The organism is Pseudomonas resinovorans NBRC 106553 (assembly GCF_000412695.1).
In the GTDB taxonomy this organism is placed as follows: domain Bacteria; phylum Pseudomonadota; class Gammaproteobacteria; order Pseudomonadales; family Pseudomonadaceae; genus Metapseudomonas; species Metapseudomonas resinovorans_A.
Genome location: NC_021499.1, coordinates 3,726,135 through 3,741,363 on the forward strand (window position 1 = coordinate 3,726,135; position 15,229 = coordinate 3,741,363).

Consider the following 15,229-nt stretch of genomic DNA (forward strand, 5'->3'; position numbering starts at 1 on the left):
GCAGAAACCCACGTACTCCGTGGGTTTCCGTGTTTTCCAGAGGCGCGCGGCTGACAGCCGGCGATCAGTTGCCCGAGGACAATGCCGGGGTGCGCGGCGGGATCATCCGCTTCGACCCGGTCGACTCGAACGCCGATGCCAGGTGCAGCAGGGACGAGTCGTCGTAGGCGCGACCGGCGAAGGTCAGCCCGACGGGCATGCCGATATCCGCCATGATCCCCATCGGCACCGTCACCGTGGGCACACCCAGGTGGCGCACCGCCAGGTTGCCGTTGGCCACCCAGACCCCATTGCTCCAGGCGATATCCGCGGACGCCGGATCGACATCGGCGTTCGCCGGACCAACGTCGGCCACGGTCGGGAAGATCACGGCGTCGAGGCCCAGGCGGTCCATCCACTCTTCCAGGTCGATGCGCCGCGTCTGCTCCAGGCCACGCAGGCCGTCGGGCAGGGTGGGAATCTGGTCCCAGGGGGTGATGCCGCGCTCGGCCATGCGCACGTACTCATCCATGCCCGCGGCCAGGTCGCCCTCGCGGTTCGGCAGGGTGCCCGGGTCGTGGGGGAAAATCTGCGGCCCGTCCACGTCCACCAGGCGGTTCAAGGCAGGATCGCCGTTGGCCCGCAGGAAATCATCGAAGGCCCAGGCGCTCAGGTCCCAGAGTTCGTGATGGAGGAACTCCTTGGAGACCAGGCCACGGGTGAACACCGTCGGCGCGCCGGGACGGTCGCCCTCGCAATTGGAAACCAGCGGGAAATCCACCTCCACCACCTCGGCACCGGCGGCTTCGAGCGCCTGGCGAGCCTGTTGCCAGAGGTCGATCACCGCCGGACGGGTGTTGATCCGCTGCCCGGTCGGCCCGCCGATGCCGGGCGCCTCGCTGGTGCCCGCCTCGGGGTCGGCGTTGATGAACATGCGCGGCACGCCAAAGCGTTTCCCCGCCAGGGCGTCGGCCTTGGCGGCCAGCGCCGGGTAGGAGGCCGGGCGCACGGAGGCGACGCTGGGAATGGGCACCCAGGGTTGCAGGCGCCACAGGTCGCCCCGGGTGTCGGGGTCGTCAGCCACCACCACGTCGAGCACTTCGAGGAGGTCGGCCATGGTCCTGGCGTAGGGCACCACGACGTCCATGGTCGGGGTCAACGGCCAGTTGCCGCGCACCGAGATCACCCCACGCGAGGGCGTGTAGGCGCACAGGCCGTTGTTCGAGGCAGGCCCGCGCCCGCTCGACCAGGTTTCCTCGGCGAGACCGAAGGCGGAGAAGCTGGCCGCCGTCGCGGTACCGGCGCCGTTCGACGAGCCGGAGGCGAAGGGCGCGGTGAGGTAGTCAGCGTTGTACGGGCTCTCCGCGCGGCCGTAGACGCCGCGCTGCATGCCGCCGTTGGCCATGGGCGGCATGTTGGTCTTGCCCAGGCAGATCGCGCCCGCAGCGCGCAGGCGCTCGATGGTGAAGGCATCGCGATGGGCGACGAGCTTGGCGAATGCCGGGCTGCCGGAAGCGGCCGTGAGCCCCTTCACCAGGTAGCTGTCCTTGGCCGTGTAGGGGATACCGTCGAGCGGCCCGAGCAACTCGCCCCGCGCCCGGCGGGCGTCGGACGCCTCCGCTTCCTTGAGCGCGTCGGGGTTGCGCACCACCACTGCATTGAGGGCAGTGGGCGTGTCGGGACGGTCATAGGCATCGATCCGGGCGAGGTAGGCCTGGACCAGCTCGACGGCCGTGGTGCGACCGGACTCGAGCGCGGCACGCAGCTCGGCAATGGAAACCTCGGTGACCTCGATCATGCTTGCACCGCCAGCTGCAGGTGGGCGGCACAGGGGACATCACTCATCTCGAAATCGGCGCTCATATCGGTCCTCGTTACACGGCTTGGCGCGACAGGTTCCGGACTGGAACCTGGGCCAGTGAAGATTCTAGGCGCTCTATTGTGCACCAAGCCGGTGCCGGAGGAAGTGCTAGTGAGCGTCGAGGCGCGTGCTCTCTGCTCACGCCCACTCAGTGCTTACCGACTGACTAGAGGAGGTGAGGCAACGACACCGCCCCTTCAGGAGGCCGAGTCGCCCGGGAGGGCGAAACAGAACGCCCAAGCCACTTCGGCAATGAGCCTAACAACGGTATTTCAGCCTTCTCTCAAAAACATACCAATGAGGCACAAACCCACGATAAGCAGCAACCCCCCCACCCAACGCAGCCAACCATCGCCGCGCCAGGTGGAGGTTTCAGCGTTCCCCCCTTAGATCGCGTCCCGCGTACTCTGCCCATCCACCAACCGCTGGATACCCAGGGGGTTGGCGTTTTTCAGCGCATCCGGCAGCAGCGCATCGGGGTAGTTCTGGTAGCACACCGGCCGCAGGAAGCGGTCGATGGCCAACGTGCCCACCGAGGTCCCGCGCGCATCGGAAGTAGCCGGGTACGGGCCGCCATGGACCATGGCGTCGCAGACTTCCACACCGGTCGGGTAGCCGTTGAGCAGCAGGCGGCCGGCCTTCTGCTCCAGCAGCCCGAGCAGGTCGCCGAAGCCGTCGAGATCACCGGCGTCGCCGATCAGGGTGGCCGTGAGCTGGCCGCGCAGGCCTTGCAGGGCGCGGGTCAGCTCGGCCTTGTCGGCCACCTCCACCACTATGGTGGTCGGGCCGAAGACTTCTTCCTGCAGCAGCTCATCGCCGTCCAGCAACAGGCTCACGTCGGCCTTGAACAGCTGGGCCTGGGCCTGGTTGCCCTGCTGGACGGCACCCGCCAGGTGGCTGATGCCGGGGTGCCGGTGCAGGTGCTCCAGGCCCTGGCAGTAGCTTTTCAGGCCACCGGCATTGAGCAGGGTCTGCGCCGGCTGGTCGCCCATCAAGGCGGCGAAACGCTGGAGAAAGGCGCTGAACTCCGGCGAACGGATACCGATCACCAGGCCAGGGTTGGTGCAGAACTGCCCCGCCCCCAGCACCACCGACGCCGCCAGTTCCGCCGCCACCTGCTCGCCACGGGCCTTGAGCGCCTCGGGCAGCAGCAGCACGGGGTTGATGCTGCTCATTTCGGCGAACACCGGGATCGGCTGCGGGCGCGCCGCGGCCATGTCGCACAAGGCGCGACCACCCCGCAGGGATCCGGTGAAGCCCACGGCCTGAATCGACGGATGCTTCACCAGCCACTCGCCCACGCCACCGCCGTAGATCATGTTGAACACGCCTGCCGGCATGGCAGTCTTCTCCGCCGCGCGGACGATGGCGTCGGCCACCCATTCGGCCGTGGCCATGTGGCCGCTGTGGGCCTTGAACACCACCGGGCAACCGGCGGCCAGGGCGGCGGCGGTGTCGCCGCCGGCGGTAGAGAACGCCAGGGGGAAGTTGCTGGCACCGAACACCGCCACCGGGCCGAGGCCGATGCGGTACTGGCGCAGGTCCGGACGCGGCAGCGGCTTGCGCTCCGGCAGCGCACGGTCGATGCGCGCGCCATGGAAATCGCCACGGCGCAGCACGCTGGCGAACAGCCGCAGTTGGCCGCTGGTACGGCCCCGCTCGCCCTGGATGCGGGCGGCCGGCAGAGCGGTTTCGCGGCAGACAGTGGCGATGAAGTCGTCGCCCAGGGCGTCCAGCTCGGCGGCGATGGCGTCGAGGAATTCGGCGCGACGCGCGGCCGGCAGGTTGCGGTAGGCGCCATAGGCGGCCTCGGCGGCCCGGGCGGCGGCGTCCACTTCGGCCTCTGTGGCCTGGTGGAAGCTGTATGGCAGGGCTTGCGCGCTGGTGGCGTCGAAGCTCTGCACGGTGACGGTGCCGGCGGCGCTGCGGCCGCCGGCGATGAAGTTGAAACCGGTGATGACGGTCATGCTCGTCTCCCTGACCTTGTGGGTTGAGGGGTGGCCACCGCGAACGATGGCGATCCAGAAATGAAAACGCCCGGCGCGTGCCTCGTGGGCACGCGACTGACGGGCGCGGGCGCCGCCGGCGGGCCGGCGGCCGGGTGTTACAGCGAACGCACGGCGCCGGGCGCCAGGGGTTCGCCCTCGGAAGCGATGCCGTTGACCAACGGCGCGCCGAACTCGCTCATCTCGATCTCGAAGCGGTCGCCGGGCCGGGCCTTGATGCCGTCGGCGAACGACAGGGTGGCCGTGCCGAAGTAATGCACGTGCACATCGCCGGGACGCAGGAACTGCTGGTACTTGAAGTGGTGGAACTCCAGGTTCTCCAGGCTGTGGCACATGTTCTCCTCGCCGGAGAGGAACTCCCGCTCCCAGATCACCTCGTCACCGCGACGGATGCGGCTGGTGCCCGCCAGGTGCGCCGGCAGCGCGCCCACCCGCAGTTCCGGGCCGTAGGCGCAGAAACGCAGCTTGGAATGCGCCAGGTAGAGGTAGCTGCGGCGCTCCAGTACGTGGTCGGAAAACTCGTTGCCCAGGGCATAGCCCAGGCGGTAGGGCTGGCCGTCGTCGCCGACGACGTAGAGACCCACCAGCTCGGGCTCCTCGCCGGCGTCCTCGGCGAAGGCCGGCACCGGGAAGTCGGCGCCGGGCCGCACGACGATGCCGCCATCGCCCTTGTAGAACCATTCCGGCTGCGCACCGACCTTGCCGGCACCCGGCTTGCCGCCCTCCACGCCCCATTTGAACATGCGCATGGTGTCGGTCATGGCGGCCTCGTCCTGGCCCTTCTGCTGGTGCATCTTGTCGCGGGTCGCGGCGCTGCCCAGGTGGGTCAGGCCGGTGCCGCTGACCAGGCAATGGGCCGGGTCCTGGTGGTCCAGCGGCGGCAGCACGCGGCCGGCCTCCAGCAGCTCGCGGTACTGCGGGCCGGGCTCGGTGCCACGGGCCAGCACTTCGTCCTGCAGGCCGCGCCCGGCGGCGATGGCGGCCAGGGCCAGCTCACGGGTGCTGGCGGTGCCGCGCACCTGCTGCACCTGGCCGCCTTCGATGACGCCTACCTGGCGTTGACCGCTGGCGGTCTCGAACTGGATCAGTCTCATGGCGATGACTCTCGTTGCGGGGTGTTGGCGAGGACTTTACGAATCCCCCGGCGGCCTGCCTAATGAGAGCTTCTGATCCCGCGATAACTTTTGGTCATCCCCCATGATCGCTTCCCTCCCCGCCCTGGTTTCCCGCTTGCGCCTCAAGCAGCTGCGCCTGCTCATCGCCCTGGACGAGCAGGGCTCGCTGCACAAGGCCGCCGAGCAGGTGGCGATCACCCAGCCGGGCGCCACCAAGGCGCTGAACGAGATCGAGGCGGCCTTTGGCATGCGCCTGTTCAATCGCACCAGCCAGGGCTTGGAAGCCAACGACCTGGGGCGCTGCGCGATCCGCTACGCGCGGCTGATCCACACCGACCTGGCCCACCTGCGGGAAGAAATGGTCGGCATCCTCCAGGGCCAGGGCGGACGCCTCTCCGTGGGCGCGGTGATGGGTGCCGTGCCGCTGCTGGCGCGCAGCCTGGGGCGGTTGCGGGAAACCCAGCCGGAGCTCTCGGTGGAAGTGGTGGAAGACACCAGCGCGCGCTTGCTCGGCCTGATCGACCAGGGCCGCCTGGACCTGGCCGTCTGCCGCACCAGCGTCAGCCCGCGGCCGGACGCCTACGAGGCGCGGGTACTGCATGAAGAAAGCCTGCGGGTGATGGCCAACCCCGCGCACCCGCTGGCCGCCGCCGAGTCCCTGGAACTGGCGGACCTGGCCGGGTATCCCTGGGTGGTCTACCCGGCCAACATGCCCATGCGCCTGGTGCTGGAGCGTGAATTCAGCCAGGCGGGGCTGGATTTCCCGCGCTATCCGCTGGAAACCGCCTCCACCCTCACCACCCTGATGTTGTTGCGCCAGAACCCCCAGTTGATCGCCCTGATGCCCCGTGAAGTGGCGGATGAGGCGATCCACCTCGGCAGCCTGGCCTGCCTGCCCCTGCACCTGCGCTCGCGCAGCGAGCCCTTCTCGGTGGTGATGCGCCGGGGCGCGCCGCTGTCGGCGCCGGCGCAGTTGCTGTGGCAGGCCCTGGAAGCCGAATGTACTTCAGCACCGGGCGCCTGACAGGCCCCCGGCAAACAGACCCGACCACAGGAACGCAACATGCCCCATCTCGTTATCGAACACAGCGCCAACCTCACCAGCGTCGACGCCGCCGCCCTCCTCGTCGCCTGCAACGGCTTCCTCGCCGACACCGGGCACTTCGCCGAGGCGGACATCAAGAGCCGCGTGATTCGCCACGAGCACTTCCTGGTGGGCACCGAGGCCCAGGGCCGGGGCTTCCTGCACGCCACCCTGTGGCTGCTCTCGGGCCGGCCGGAAAACGTCAAGCAGGCCTTGAGCCGTGGCCTGCTGGAAGCCCTGGAAGCCGCATTCCAGAAGCCCGACGGCCTGGCCGTGCAGGTGAGCGTGCAGCTGCAGGACATGGAGCGCGGCACTTACTCCAAAGCCTTCCTCTGACCCGCGCCATCCCTGGCCTCCAGCGACTCAAAGGGGGAATGATTCGGCGCCGCCGTAGTCTATTTCCCCATGCGGGGCTGGCGCACCGGCCGGCTCCGCACTCCGCCGCCCCGCTCAGGCAGTCCCGGCGGCCCCGATCCCATCGGAGGTCGAACATGCGCTGGATACCCATGGCGGTCTGCGTCGCCGCCCTGCTGCTGGCCGGCAACGCCCCGGCCGAAACCCGCGCCCAGGCGGCGGAAGACAAGGCCGAGGTACTGGAGGAAAAGGCCGCCCAGGACCAGCCCGTCGCCGGCCAGGCCGAACCCATCACCCGTGGCGAGGCGCAGGCCGTGGACCCGGCCGGTGCAGCGCCGCTCGACGACGCCATCACCTGCCTGGCCCGTTCCATCTACTGGGAAGCCAAGGGCGAACCGCCGCAAGAGATGGAAGCGGTCGCCAATGTGGTGATGAACCGGCTCGGCAGCCCGGACTTCCCCGACTCCGTCTGCGCGGTGGTCAAGCAAGGCTCGGAAACCGGCAGCTGCCAGTTCTCCTGGTGGTGCGACGGCCGCCCCGATGAAGTGGTCGAAGCCGAACGCTACGACCTGGCCACGGAAATCGCCCGCAAGGCCCTCAACGGCCAACTACACGACCGCACGGGCGGCGCCCTGTACTTCCACGACCGCAACGTTTCCCCCGACTGGGCGCGGACCTACACCCGCACCGCCCAGACCCGGCGCTTTCTGTTCTACCGGCCGAAGTCGACGACCTAACCCCTCGCCTGCGCCGCGCACGACTGCTGGGCAGGCGCGCCCTCAGTCCAGGGTGATGGTCCAGGCGATCAGCACCGCCACCACGGTGGTGAAGGCCAGGCCGATGAGGAACAGGGCATCGCTTACCTGCTCCAGCAGGTGGTTGCGCTCCAGCTTGCGCGTTCGCAGGCCCCAGTAGGACAGGATCGCCGTGGCCAGGTAGATGACCGCGTTGATGGCCAGCAGGTCGTCGCCGATGATGTCCTCGCGCTTCAGTGCGACCACCACCTGGAAGATGCCGATGACGGTGATGCAGACCCCGACCATAGCCGCCGAGGCGGCGAAGATATGCACGCAGATATCATCGTCCAGCCGTTTCTTCTGCTGCTGTTGCTGCTCGGTCATGGTGGATCGCTCTCCCGCTGCTCGCCGACATTCCTGAATCTAGCAGCCCGATTCGGCGGCACAGCACACCGCGTCGGGTGCGCCATGAACACCTGTTCCTGCTCGGCCCTTGGACATTCGCTCCTGCAGAGCCAACGCGGCGCACCCTACCGGCCCCATGCCGTTCGTTGGGGGCACGGCTTCCCCTTCACTTCCCGGCCGCCCGTTGCATGCAACGCTGGTAACGCTCGTCCACCCGCTTGGCGAACCACTCGGTGGTGAGCTTGCGGGTGATCTTCGGGCTTTTCAGGTCGATGCCCGGGATCACCTGGCGGGGCAGTTGGCGCCGCTCGACCTTTTCGGCCAGTTCGAAGACCCGCACGTACAGGTCGGTTTCCTCGAACGCCAGGCTGTCGCCCTTGAGCAGGTCCCGGCGAATGGCCGAGTCGCTGAGGTCCAGTTGCTTGTGCAGGGCCCGCACCGCCAGTTCGGTGGAGCCGGCCTTGCTGGAGCCGTGGATCACCAGGTCGCCGTCCAGCGCCAGGGGAATCCCCGTGGCCAGGCTCACGGCGTTCTGGAAGGCGGCGTTGCGGCTGGCGTACCAGCCGGCGTTGAAATCGGCGAAGCGGTACAGCTGCCTCGGGTAGTTGGCCGGGTAGCCCAGCAGGTGGGCGATGCCGAAGAACATGCCGCCACGCCGGGTGAAGACTTCCTGGCGGATGGACCCTTTCAGCGGATAGGGGTAGCGGCTGGCGTTGGCCTCGGCGAAGTCGATGCTCACCTGCATGGGCCCGCCGGTGTGCACCGGGTTGAAGTTGCCGAACAGCTTCTGGCCCAGGGGCACCATGCCGATGAAGTCGTCGAAGATGGCGCTCAGCTGCTTCTCCGTGCGCACGGCGGACAGCCGCTGCTCGTAGGTCTTGCCGTTGGGCGAGTCGAGCTTCAGCGCGGAGCTGACCAGGAACTCCGGCACGTGCAGCTTGCCGGCGCGCCGCTGGATTTCCTGCCGGGCGATCTTCGCCAGCCTCGGCACCTGCGGGTCGACCTGGAAGGTGGACTCCTGTTCGGTCACGGCCAGCACGGCGCAGAGGTTGCTGTCGCTGGGGCGAATGTCCTGGGCGGCGAAGGCGGCCTGGATGTCGGCGGCCCAGCCCTGGCGGTCCGGCACCTTGGCCGGCATCAGCCGAACCACCTTGGCGCGCACCTCGGCCGGTCGCGGCGGTGGCTCCTCCGGGGCGCGGGTGCCGCAGGCGGCCAGGGCCAGCAGCGTGACGAGGAGCGGGAGACGGGAAAGCGGATCGATCATGGGCACTGCCTTGGGCCTTCGACGGATGCATAAGTGCTGCCAAAGTCCAGCATTCTGAACACTCGTTTTAGATGCTGAACCAGAAAAATATTTTCTATGCGCCTTTTTATACTTACAAATCAATAAGTTAACCTTGAAAACCCGATAAAAATCGGCCATTATTTTTTACGTTTTCCGACGGACTCGTTTGACATATTTAACGGCTCTGGCAGGCTATATGAAGGTTCCGACCGGCAATCGCCCCGACGATGACCGGCAGTGCTCGGGACCTCAGGTAGCGCCAACCCTCAGTGGCGCGCCTGCACAGCAACGATAGGCTGAGCCTGTCCCAAGGTGAAATATGTCCAACAGCAACATTGGCAATAAGAAGCAGACCACTCGTAAACCGGTCGTCCTGATGTCCATGGGCGCCCAGGAACGCAAGGGCCACGACTACCAGGTGATGACGCACAAGTACATCGTCCCGCTGGTTGATATCTCCGAATGCGTACCCGTCCTCGTGCCCACCTGCTGCGGCATCGAAGACCTCGAGCAATACCTCGACATGGCTGACGGCGTTTACCTCACCGGTGCCGGCAGCAATATCGACCCGGCGCTGTATGGCCAGGAAAACGAAACACCCGGCAAGGGCCAGGACAAGGATCGCGACAACTTCGACCTGCCCCTGATCCGCGCAGCCCTCCAGCGTGGCCTGCCAATCTTCGGCATCTGCCGTGGCATGCAGGAAATCAACGTTGCCCTGGGCGGCGACATGTACCAGAAGGTCTATGCCGAGCCTGGCTTCAACGACCATCGCGAAAACACCGAGGACCCGGTGGACGTCCAGTACTCACCTGCGCACAGCGTGCGTGTGCAGCAGAACAGCTGGCTGCATCAGGTCCTGGGCACCAATGAGATCCGCGTGAACTCGCTGCACGGCCAAGGCCTGAAAAACCTCGGCAAGGGCATCGAGGCTATCGCCCACGCCGAAGACGGCCTGGTGGAAGCCATTCATGCACCGAGCCTTTCGCCCTTCCTGTTCGCGGTGCAATGGCACCCGGAATGGCAGGCGGCGAAGAACCCCGACTCGGTGAAGATCTTCCAGGCCTTCGGCGAAGCCTGCCGCAAGCAGGTGGAGCGCAAGGCCAAGGGCAAGACGTTTCACCAAGCTGCCTGATCCCGCCCCGTAACATCAAAAAGCCCGGCATCCGCCGGGCTTTTTTCATGGCACACGCCTAGCCCCTTCCCTTGACCAGCCCCGCCAGCCAGAGCGTCAGCACCACCACCAGGCACATGCAGGCAAACGCCAGCCAGGCGTTCGGCCAGAGCAGCGGCATGCCGAACAGGATAAGGCTGTCGTTGCCCCCCGGCACCAGGCTCGACCCCAGCGCCATCAGCACCCCACCGCAGAAGCACCGCAGCAAATCCCTCAGGCTTGGCCAGCGGTGCTCCCAGAGCCCGGCCGTCCAGCCGCCCAGCAATGCCCCGGCGAAAATCGCCGGCAGCAACAGGCCGCGCAGCCCGAGCGCCATGAAGCGGCCGGTGGCCAGCTCGGCGAGGATGTCGGTGTAGGCCCAGGCCCCCACACAGACGAACAGCAGCAGGAAGGCCATGCCGAGGACGATGGTGGCGTGATGGGGCGACCAGATGGAGGCCTCGGCCGAACCATTGCGCCGGTTCCAGGCCAGCCAGCCGAGACGGGCCACCAGCGCGGCGAGGATCATCGGGGCCAGGCCGATGGGCACCTGCTGCAACCAGTCCGGTATCGCCACCGGCATGCTCGAGGTCATGCCCGGGCCGCGACCGGCCAGGGCGAAGCCGATGAGAAAGCCCAGCGGCGTCGCCAGCCAGGCCCATTGCCCGGACCCGACCCGCGCTAGCACGCCGAAGGCGCAGCCGCCGTTGATGAAGGCACCGATGCCGAGCAAGGCGCCGCCCAGGGCCGCGTGCCAGTGCAGCGCGTAGCCCATGGGCACCATCGGCAGGCGGTCGAAGGCACGCAGCAGGACGAAGCCGCCCAGCACCCAGAGAGAGGTTTCCAGCAGCGCCCGCAAGTGCGCCCAGCGGCGCCTGTTCACCACCTCTTCCAGCGCGGCCACCAGGCAGGTGCCGCCACGCTGTACGGCAAAGCCCATCAGCAGGGCCAGGAGCACACTCGCCAGCAGGATCACGCCCTCGCCCTCCGCAGAGCAGGCCTCAGGCAAAGCTTAGTCGTACCCCGGAAACCGCTTCATGGCGCCGCGCAAAGGCACTAGCATGGCCGCCTCAATGAACCCTGGAGATTGCTTGTGACCCTCTCGATCCGCCCCGCCCAAGCCGAAGACGCCCAACAGATCCTCGACTTCATCATCGAACTGGCGGTCTATGAGCGAGCCGGCCACGAAGTCATCGCCAGCGTCGAGGACATCCGCCGCAGCCTGTTCGCCGACAACGCCCCGTCCCGTGCGCTGATCTGCCTGCGCAACGGCAAGCCGATCGGCTACGCGGTGTACTTCTACAGCTACTCCACCTGGCTGGGGCGCAACGGCATCTACCTGGAAGACCTCTACATCACGCCGGAACAACGCGGCACCGGCGCCGGCCGCCGCCTGCTGCGGGAGATCGCCCGCGAAGCCCGCGCCAACGATTGCGGCCGCCTGGAATGGAGCGTGCTGGACTGGAACCAGCCGGCCATCGACTTCTACAAGTCCATCGGCGCCCTGCCCCAGGACGAATGGGTGCGCTACCGCCTGGATGGCGACGCGCTGCGGGAGTTCGCCGAAGGCCGAGATTGAGAATCGGTCGCGCGCCTGATCGCCCGCTTGCGAGCCTCCTGTCGGAAAGGGTTGCCGCCCGTTCCACCGGTACGTGATGGCCACTACACATCAATCCGAGTTCCACCCAGAATCCGCACAGCAACCTGGCGCTGTCACGCACGCCATGGATGACCTCCGAGAACAGGAACAGAAGGATCTCACCGATGGCCACCGCCAGCGCATTCGTCGCCGTGAACATGAACCTCGCCGAGATCTGGGACGGCTACGTCACCGTCCAGACCAGCAACCAGATCCAGATCACCTACGGCGGCTACGTCCAGAACTACTACGGCAGCTTCACCTACGACGGCTTCGGGCTGACGGGCGGCACGCTGACCTCCACCAACTACATCGAGTACGGGACGAAGGTCTACGAGATCACCGGCCTGAGCCTCAGCGCCCTGACGGTCGAGGCCTACATCGATGCCGCGGACATCGACAGCCTTTTCAACTACGCCTTCGCGGGCAACGACCGTCTCAACGGATCGAGCCAGAACGACACCCTCAGGGGTTTCAACGGCAATGATGTGCTCCTGGGCAACGGCGGCAACGACGCGCTGTACGGGGACGCCGGCAACGACAGCCTGAACGGTGGCGTGGGTGCCGACAACATGGTCGGCGACCTGGGCAACGACATCTACTACGTCGACAACGCCGCCGATGTGGTCTCGGAAACCAGCTCGGCCGGCGGGGTCGACACCGTCATTTCCAGCGTCAGCCGCGCCCTCGGCCTCAACCAGGAACACCTGACGCTCTCGGGCTCCGCCGCCATCAACGCCACCGGCAATGGCCTGGCCAACACCCTCACCGGCAACGCGGCGGCCAACGTGCTCAATGGCGGCGTCGGCGCCGACACCATGGCTGGCGGCCTGGGCAACGACACCTACTATGTCGACAACGCCGCCGATGTGGTCTCGGAAACCAGCGCGACCGGCGGCGTCGACACCGTCGTCTCCAGCGTCAGCCGTGCCCTCGGCCTCAACCAGGAGCACCTGACGCTCTCCGGCTCCGCCGCCATCAACGCCACCGGCAATGCACTGGCCAACACCCTTACCGGCAACGCTGCGGCCAACGTGCTCAACGGCAGCACCGGCGCCGACGTCATGAGCGGTGGCCTGGGCAACGACATCTACTACGTCGACAACGCCGCCGATGTGGTCTCGGAAACCAGCGCGACGGGCGGGATCGACACCATCGTTTCCAGCGTCAGCCGTGCCCTTGGCCTCAACCAGGAAAACCTCACGCTGTCCGGCACCGCCGCCATCAATGCCACCGGCAACACGCTTGCCAACAGCCTGACCGGCAACGCCGCCAACAATCTCCTGGATGGCGGCGTGGGCAACGACACGCTGTCCGGAGCCGCGGGCAACGACCGGCTGATCGGCGGCGCCGGCAAGGACAGCCTGACCGGTGGCGTGGGCAATGACATCTTCGCCTTCGGCAACCTGGCGGATACGGGACTGACCAGCACCACCTGGGACGTCATCACCGACTTCACCCGTGGCGTCGACCGGATCGACCTCGCCGCCCTGGACGCCAATACCGCCACCCCGGCCAACGACGCCTTCACCACCGTCATCGGCAGTGCCAGTGCCTTTACGGCGGCAGGCCAGTTGAAGCTCAGCGGCGGCGTGCTCTATGGCAATACCGATGCCGATGCCACCGCCGAGTTCGCGATCCAGCTGGTCGGTGTCACCGCTGTGTCGACGGCGGACTTCGTCGCCTAGGAACACGGCCTGCGGGAACCAGGGGCAAGCCCCTGGTTCCCGCACGCTTGCGCGATTCGCCTCTCCCCTCCCTCAAGCCGTCGAATCCGAGCGCTCCACGCTCGGTGTTTTCGCATGCGCATTGATTTCAGCGGGCCCGCGAAGCATTCCGGACGGTGGTTTCTGGCCGCGCCTGTGCGAAAATGGCGCCATTGCAAAAGTTGTTGCTGGAGACCGTATGGAAATTCTGGATTACGAAGACAGCCTTGAGACCTACCTGGGCGGACTGAGCGGAAAAAAGATCACGATCGTCTCCGCCTTCGCCAGCGGCACCGAGCCCCTGGTCGACCTGCTGATCGAAAATGACAACCAGCTGGACATCCTGGTCGGCACCATCAACTCGCTGACCGCGCCCGACTTCATCGAGCACTGCCTCAATGAAGCCAACCCGGACCTCGCCCTGTCGGTGGATTTCCGCTACCAGGCCAGCGTGAACTGGAAGCTCTACCTGGTCGAACCGGACGTGGTGATAGTCGGCAGCGCCAACCTTACCCAGGTGGGCGTGAGCCTGGTGCGTGACACCTGCACGGTGATCACCGACGCGGCCCTGTACGACGCCTACCTGGCCCGCGTCCAGGCGCTCAAGAGCATCGACGGCGTCCTGCCGTGCAGCCATTCCCAGGCGTTCGAGGATGCCCTGGACAGCTACAAGCAGAGCCACCGTCGCATGCAGGCGGGCCTCGCGCGTACCGCCGAGTACCTGGACAGCGAAGGCTGGCTGGGCGACGACACCAACCAGAGCATCCCGCTGTTCATCTGGTACAGCGACCACTCCCAGCAGTCCGAGGACGAGGCGCGCGATTACCTCAAGTCCAGCAGCGATGGCGTGGCCTGGGACGACGTCCGCGAGTTCTTCACCTATGACTGCGCCGAAGGCGCCCTGCCCTACGAGGAAGGCGACGTGGTACTGACCGCGCGCTGCAACGGCTCGCACATCGGTTTCTACACCTTCGACCGCATCCTCTACCGCAGCGGCACCTACTACATCTACGCCTACCGCAAGAAGCGCTACACCCAGCCGTTCAAGCTCGATGGCGACAAGGAACTGCTCAAGGAAGCCATTCCGGTGTGGTACGAAGACGGCCGCACCGAGATCAACCGCGCCGATATCCTGCGGGTGCTGCCCTAAAGCCAGGCAAATGTAGGAGCGAATTCATTCGCGATGCGGAACCACGGGCCGCTCGCGGCCCTTCGCGAATGAATCAGCTCCTGCGACGAGCCGGCCGTGCCATCCGGGAGCATCGAGCTCGGCCCTGGATTAGGACGCGTTATCCAGCTGCGCGCGGATGCGCCGATTGAGCAGCGCCAGGCGCTGGGTGACATCGGCGTCGTCGGGAGGCGTATCGATGGCGCCCACCTGGCGCGCGCAGAGGTTCAACGCGGAAAGCACCACCAGTTCATTGGCGGTGACATAGGGGAATTTCTTCTTGTTGGCGGCGATCTCCGCCTGCAGCATCGCGGCCGCATCCTGCAGCACCTGCTCCTCGCCTACGGGCGCCTTGATGCTGTACTCGCGCCCGAGGATGCGCAGCACGCGGACGCTGTCGGTGCTCATGCGCTGGCGCGGCTCTCGCTGACGCGGCGGACCAGGGCCTGCAGGCGCTCGGCGGTGGCGCTGCTCTTCTCTTCCTGCTCCATCATGGCCAGTTGCAGGCTGTCGTTGTCTTCGCGGGCCTTGCGCAGTTCGGCGCGGATGCGCGCGTTGTCGTCGGCGATGGCCTGGTTCTGTTGCAGCAGCTCGCTGACGAGCTCTTCCAGTTGTACGAGGGTGTTGTCCAGCATGGTGGTCTCCCGGGCAGGTGTAAAAGGTCGCGGAGGATAAAGAATTACGCCCCCGCAAGCCAGGAATAATCGGACTGTTCGGACAGAATGTATGCTGTCGTT

Annotated in this window: 15 protein-coding genes; 7 read left to right on the forward strand and 8 right to left on the reverse strand. The window is 66.8% G+C overall.

The features are described from left to right. Window positions 1-64: 64 nt before the first annotated feature. The 3 genes from PCA10_RS16770 to araD1 all read right to left on the reverse strand — a co-directional run bounded on the left by PCA10_RS16770 (window position 65) and on the right by araD1 (window position 4,940). Window positions 65-1,777 (reverse strand): amidase, encoded by a 1,713-nt coding sequence (locus PCA10_RS16770; protein ID WP_016493258.1) that lies wholly within the window; start codon window positions 1,775-1,777, stop codon window positions 65-67. 449 nt (window positions 1,778-2,226) lie between these two features. Then, window positions 2,227-3,807 carry an aldehyde dehydrogenase (NADP(+)) gene (locus PCA10_RS16775; protein WP_016493259.1) on the reverse strand — a complete coding sequence of 527 codons (1,581 nt, stop codon included), beginning with the start codon at window positions 3,805-3,807 and terminating at the stop codon, window positions 2,227-2,229. A 137-nt stretch (window positions 3,808-3,944) separates the two neighbouring features. Further along, complete coding sequence (gene araD1, locus PCA10_RS16780; RefSeq protein ID WP_016493260.1) at window positions 3,945-4,940, reverse strand: AraD1 family protein; 996 nt, start codon at window positions 4,938-4,940, stop codon at window positions 3,945-3,947. Between the two features lie 103 nt (window positions 4,941-5,043). On the opposite strand from araD1, the gene PCA10_RS16785 reads away from it, so the two are divergent. The 3 genes from PCA10_RS16785 (at window position 5,044) to PCA10_RS16795 (ending at window position 7,136) form a co-directional block, all read left to right on the forward strand. After that, window positions 5,044-5,985, forward strand: a complete 942-nt coding sequence (locus PCA10_RS16785; protein ID WP_016493261.1) for a LysR family transcriptional regulator — start codon at window positions 5,044-5,046, stop codon at window positions 5,983-5,985. A 39-nt stretch (window positions 5,986-6,024) separates the two neighbouring features. Further along, window positions 6,025-6,381: a 5-carboxymethyl-2-hydroxymuconate Delta-isomerase gene (locus PCA10_RS16790; RefSeq protein ID WP_016493262.1), complete on the forward strand. Its 357-nt coding sequence runs from the start codon at window positions 6,025-6,027 to the stop codon at window positions 6,379-6,381. Between the two features lie 155 nt (window positions 6,382-6,536). Next, window positions 6,537-7,136 (forward strand): cell wall hydrolase, encoded by a 600-nt coding sequence (locus tag PCA10_RS16795; protein WP_016493263.1) that lies wholly within the window; start codon window positions 6,537-6,539, stop codon window positions 7,134-7,136. A gap of 42 nt (window positions 7,137-7,178) precedes the next feature. Here the strand turns inward: PCA10_RS16795 and PCA10_RS16800 are convergent, their stop codons facing one another. Together PCA10_RS16800 and PCA10_RS16805 are read right to left on the reverse strand one after the other, a co-directional pair. Next, the gene (locus PCA10_RS16800) at window positions 7,179-7,520 is read right to left on the reverse strand and encodes a hypothetical protein (RefSeq protein WP_016493264.1); all 342 of its coding nucleotides are present in this window, start codon (window positions 7,518-7,520) and stop codon (window positions 7,179-7,181) included. Window positions 7,521-7,707: 187 nt separating this feature from the next. Further along, on the reverse strand, window positions 7,708-8,805 hold the full coding sequence (locus PCA10_RS16805; protein WP_016493265.1) for a DUF1615 domain-containing protein: 1,098 nt from the start codon (window positions 8,803-8,805) through the stop codon (window positions 7,708-7,710). Between the two features lie 340 nt (window positions 8,806-9,145). Here PCA10_RS16805 and PCA10_RS16810 point away from each other — a divergent pair, with 340 nt between their 5' ends. Next, entirely contained in the window at window positions 9,146-9,961 is an 816-nt protein-coding gene (locus PCA10_RS16810) for a gamma-glutamyl-gamma-aminobutyrate hydrolase family protein (RefSeq protein ID WP_016493266.1), read from the forward strand. A 58-nt stretch (window positions 9,962-10,019) separates the two neighbouring features. Here PCA10_RS16810 and PCA10_RS16815 read toward each other — a convergent pair whose 3' ends face one another. Beyond that, a complete protein-coding gene (locus PCA10_RS16815) occupies window positions 10,020-10,955 on the reverse strand; it encodes a YeeE/YedE thiosulfate transporter family protein (protein ID WP_016493267.1) in 936 nt (311 codons plus the stop codon). A gap of 117 nt (window positions 10,956-11,072) precedes the next feature. Here PCA10_RS16815 and PCA10_RS16820 point away from each other — a divergent pair, with 117 nt between their 5' ends. The 3 genes from PCA10_RS16820 to PCA10_RS16830 all read left to right on the forward strand — a co-directional run bounded on the left by PCA10_RS16820 (window position 11,073) and on the right by PCA10_RS16830 (window position 14,474). Beyond that, the gene (locus PCA10_RS16820; RefSeq protein ID WP_016493268.1) at window positions 11,073-11,558 is read left to right on the forward strand and encodes a GNAT family N-acetyltransferase; all 486 of its coding nucleotides are present in this window, start codon (window positions 11,073-11,075) and stop codon (window positions 11,556-11,558) included. 185 nt (window positions 11,559-11,743) lie between these two features. After that, entirely contained in the window at window positions 11,744-13,306 is a 1,563-nt protein-coding gene (locus PCA10_RS16825; protein ID WP_016493269.1) for a calcium-binding protein, read from the forward strand. Window positions 13,307-13,523: 217 nt separating this feature from the next. After that, window positions 13,524-14,474: a phospholipase D-like domain-containing protein gene (locus PCA10_RS16830; RefSeq protein WP_016493270.1), complete on the forward strand. Its 951-nt coding sequence runs from the start codon at window positions 13,524-13,526 to the stop codon at window positions 14,472-14,474. A gap of 129 nt (window positions 14,475-14,603) precedes the next feature. Here the strand turns inward: PCA10_RS16830 and PCA10_RS16835 are convergent, their stop codons facing one another. Further along, the gene (locus tag PCA10_RS16835; RefSeq protein ID WP_016493271.1) at window positions 14,604-14,900 is read right to left on the reverse strand and encodes a cell division protein ZapA; all 297 of its coding nucleotides are present in this window, start codon (window positions 14,898-14,900) and stop codon (window positions 14,604-14,606) included. Then, the gene (locus tag PCA10_RS16840; protein ID WP_016493272.1) at window positions 14,897-15,127 is read right to left on the reverse strand and encodes a hypothetical protein; all 231 of its coding nucleotides are present in this window, start codon (window positions 15,125-15,127) and stop codon (window positions 14,897-14,899) included. Before PCA10_RS16840 ends, PCA10_RS16835 begins: the two co-directional genes overlap by 4 nt. Between the last annotated feature and the right edge of the window lie 102 nt (window positions 15,128-15,229).